Here is a 3794-nt window from a genome sequence, read left to right as displayed (position 1 = left end):
CATCGATGCGTTGGCCGCACGATATAACGACCCTGCTTTTTGACGGAAGTCTGTGGAAGGAAATAGCGACCTTTAACATCAGCCATTGCTAATTTTTACCTTTTCGAGGGGATGGGCAAAAATAGCCTAATCTTTTTTCGAGCTTATAAAGATAGTACCATTCAAAATTGTGCGGGTTTTGCCGTTCGGCAACGGGTTCCAGGTTGGCAATTTCCTTATCAGAAAACCCGGCTTTTTTAAGCTTTGTTTTAGTCAGAAGTACATCGTTATCATTCAACGCCAGGGAAGCAAAGCGCAAGGGGTAGAGGCCACGAATACGCTCAACTTCGGATGTGTCGTACAGTAGCCATGCGCGCTTTTTACCGATGTATGCTGCACAAGGTTTGAGTTCGGCCTGATACCAACTATCCATCGGAAAAAAGCTGGACGGCTTTAGGTTAGGCGGGATAGCTTTCTGACTCTCATAAGTAATCTTGAATTTGTCCTCCAGCTTCATCGAATCCAGTGATTTTCCTAAGAATACTATACAAAGCTCATTCTCAGCATCGGGTCGCCAGAGGTTGCGAGCCCAATGTGAATTAGAACCCGATTGGCGTAACTACCAGTGATGAATGAACTGCCCTATGAATCTTAATCGAGCATCAAGCGTTGCGTTTTGCTTGCGCTCAAGCTCATTCAATGCCATTTTTGCTAACCTGGCGTTATTTTTATCTTGAGTGATGGCGTCCACACGCTTGCGTTCATCAGGATTCGCCAAGTATTGCCATATTGCACGACAGGCCAAGGAGTCTGCTAGCGCTCGATGGGATTCACCTGGCCAATCAAAATGCACCGCAGCGGCGGCTTTAGCCAGCTTCTGCCAACGGTAGTTGCCATGATAATCTGACCATTCGCCACTATGTTCGGCCCAGGCTTCCATGCAGCACTTTATAGATTTGGCCAAGGATAACAGCGAACCCAGGAATCCCGTATCAAACGCGGCGTTGTAGATGATAATGTCCTGCCCTTTTACAGCCGCTGCAATTTTAGGGGCGATTTCAGTCAGAGCTGGAGCCGATGCAACCATGTCCGGTGTAATACCGTGGATCGCTTCCGCAGCAGGCCACGATGTGTTATTGCAAGGCTTGATTAACGAGGCAAGCAGCACAGCACCGCTATCATCAATTATTGCGATTTCTAACAGGTCATCAGTTATTGGATTCAGTCCTGTGGTCTCGGTAACCAAGTACAAGGCCATACTGTTTCCTCAATCAAAAAGGAGGACGATTTGTCTACATTGATTCACTTTTTCGGGGGCAAATTGGAAAGCCCCCCGAGAATCGATGTAGACAAATCTTGTTATTATCAAGTTGATCATCCCCTCGAATTGGTCTTTTCTTTATTAGCAAAGCTTTTGATTAGTTCGGTTTGATCAGCGACTTGTGAGCGTAGCGCATCAAGTTCGCCGGTCGTTTTGTTTAGTTGATGGACACCGTTATAGGAGGCAGCCCCAAAGGCTTTGGAGGGGATGTTTTGAATAGCCGATATCGACCCCTAAGCGGACTGTTTAGAAATAAAAGTACAATGTCGGCTAACTAAACATAATATAGTCACCAACTGCCGAGGGTCTTCATTTCGAATCCGGCAAAGCTGACGGATGTCCATTTCTCTGAAGATGTCTGCTAACTTAACTAATACCAACTAATTCGCCTCCGTGTTTAGCCAGTGCGGAAGCTCTGCAGTATGGTACGATAGACAACAAGACTAAGCTTGAGGCAATCTAGCTGCGAACTGCATTCCCAAAAGCGTCGATAAAATAACTGCGAAGAGCTTTATTCGACTTTCCTGTATGAGCTTCATTCATTCTTGGTCGCAAAAAATAATAACTATTACTCCTCTTTTTGTTACTTTGACCCGAACCTATGACAAACATAAGGCAAATTATATCTCTATCCAACTCTGCTTTCTTTACTATCGTGACTTCCGCCCTAGAGGCATACAGCATATGTCACCAGGACGACTCGAAAGATGACCACGTTCCCCTAGAAACTTATGGCAATCTATGGGGTTATCAGGCCATAACAAAACGTAAGGAATCGCTACTCCATGTCGTTTTGGCTGACTCTGATACCTCTGCCAAATGCAAATCTGGCGAAGCTTCACCGGCAGACGACGCGTTTGAATTGAAGATTGATTTTGCTGATAGCTTCTTCCCAGAGCTCGAATACTTGGGAGACTTCCACAGCCACCCCTATGATGTAAACGAGGTCAAGACTGAACTAGAGGTTCAAAGAGAAAAGCTTTTTGAACGATCCTCTGGTGACGCAAAGTTTGCAAAATATCAGCAAGGGCTTGGCAAAAATTATCGGTTACAAATCATAGCGACAATTTTTGAGCGCCTTGACCAAGTAAATCGGGCATCTGGGCATATTAAAGGTGACTTAAGCTGCATTCGATTTCAATATGATAAACGCACTATTTGGATCAAGGCATACGCTTATCGGGTTGATGAGAATGAAAATATTTGGCGGAAGGTAAATAAAGACACTATCGCACTGATTTGTCCCTGTGCCGGTGTAACTGTCGAGACCATCAATGGATAGGTGTAGTGGCCTAAGAACATAAATCGCAGGACCTGCAAACAGCCGCTTTTCCGGCCCGGATTAGCTGCCAATAGCCGATGCGTTCGACCCGAATTAAATGCCAATGGACCCGCATTAATTGCCAACAGCCTGCAAACATCGCTCAAGACCCATATTATTTGCAAACAAGAAATATGGGCTATTCCAATAAAACGGTCATGGGCTATTTGCCAGACGGCGGTATCAAATATAAAAACCGGAATGGATCGAAATTTCTGTTCGGCACACCAGAAGTTCGTTTATTACTCGGTGTCCCCTTTTGAAAACAGCCGGACAATTGTGAGTGCGTAATAACGTTGCCTACTAAAATCAACTCAAGTTTAAATCTTGATAATGGTGTCGTTATAGAGCGCTACCAAGGGATCGTGGGTCATTAAACGCATCGGCTCTATGAGCGCCTGAGCCACAAGTAGGCGGTCGAACGGGTCTTGGTGATGTAAAGGCAGTTCTTCGACCGCTATCGCATGTTCCACCTCAACGGCGAGGAAGCGATAACCGGATTCCTGATAATAGCGCATTGCGTCTCGGCCAGAAACCGGCATGTCGCCTCGCCCTAACGCATGCTTAATCGCAATTTCCCAGATATTCGCCACGCTGACCCACACGTTCGTTTTGGGGGACGCAATTAAATCACGCGCCTTTTGTGGCAGTTTTGGGTTATCCGTAATAGCCCATAGTGCCACGTGAGTATCCAGCAGCAGATTCAAGACGGTATCTCGCCCATGAACAACTGAGCCACTTCGTCGTTATGTGCATCAATACTGTCCGGCACCACGAACAAGCCTTTTGCTACGCCAATCCGCTTTCCGGATGGCGCAGAATCCACCGAAACCAGTTTAGCAGCGGGACGGCCATTCCTGGCAATCACGATTTCACGCTCATGCCCTTGCTCAATGGCCTCGACTAAGCGGGACAGAGAGGACTTGGCTTGTAACATATTGACAGGTTCCATGACATTCTCCATAAAATAACCTAGTCTAGCCTAGCTAATCACGCAAATCAAGACTTCAAACAGGTAATTTTGCCGTTTACTTCCCCTATTCCTGGGTTCGATAAAACGAAGGGATACTGAAGGTTTTGTCAAACTCAGGCAGAAAGGTCGTTTTCCGTCGAAATTAGCTTATTTTCAGCGCAGAATACTGGTTCTAAAAACTGCGTTCGATTTACTTATTT

At 45.9% G+C, this 3794-nt stretch carries 5 protein-coding genes; 1 reads left to right on the top strand and 4 read right to left on the bottom strand.

Going from position 1 to position 3794, the window contains the following annotated elements; all coding sequences use genetic code 11:
• Positions 1-88: 88 nt before the first annotated feature.
• Complete coding sequence (locus HUX64_RS19115; RefSeq protein ID WP_217426414.1) at positions 89-496, bottom strand: hypothetical protein; 408 nt, start codon at positions 494-496, stop codon at positions 89-91.
• A gap of 102 nt (positions 497-598) precedes the next feature.
• Positions 599-1237: a 3'-5' exonuclease gene (locus HUX64_RS02655; protein ID WP_174624696.1), complete on the bottom strand. Its 639-nt coding sequence runs from the start codon at positions 1235-1237 to the stop codon at positions 599-601.
• A gap of 856 nt (positions 1238-2093) precedes the next feature.
• Between HUX64_RS02655 and HUX64_RS02650 the strand changes: the two genes are divergently transcribed.
• Positions 2094-2582 carry a hypothetical protein gene (locus tag HUX64_RS02650; RefSeq protein WP_217426413.1) on the top strand — a complete coding sequence of 163 codons (489 nt, stop codon included), beginning with the start codon at positions 2094-2096 and terminating at the stop codon, positions 2580-2582.
• Positions 2583-2941: 359 nt separating this feature from the next.
• Here HUX64_RS02650 and HUX64_RS02645 read toward each other — a convergent pair whose 3' ends face one another.
• Positions 2942-3328 (bottom strand): type II toxin-antitoxin system VapC family toxin, encoded by a 387-nt coding sequence (locus HUX64_RS02645; RefSeq protein ID WP_174624694.1) that lies wholly within the window; start codon positions 3326-3328, stop codon positions 2942-2944.
• The gene (locus HUX64_RS02640) at positions 3325-3573 is read right to left on the bottom strand and encodes a type II toxin-antitoxin system Phd/YefM family antitoxin (protein ID WP_174624693.1); all 249 of its coding nucleotides are present in this window, start codon (positions 3571-3573) and stop codon (positions 3325-3327) included. The genes HUX64_RS02645 and HUX64_RS02640 overlap by 4 nt, the downstream gene beginning before the upstream one ends.
• Positions 3574-3794 lie beyond the last annotated feature (221 nt).

Origin of the sequence: Candidatus Methylobacter favarea (assembly GCF_902806695.1) — a bacterium.
In the GTDB taxonomy this organism is placed as follows: Bacteria; Pseudomonadota; Gammaproteobacteria; order Methylococcales; family Methylomonadaceae; genus Methylobacter_B; species Methylobacter_B favarea.
The sequence above is the reverse complement of the archived record's forward strand: the minus strand, read 5'-3'. Positions and strand labels throughout refer to the sequence as shown.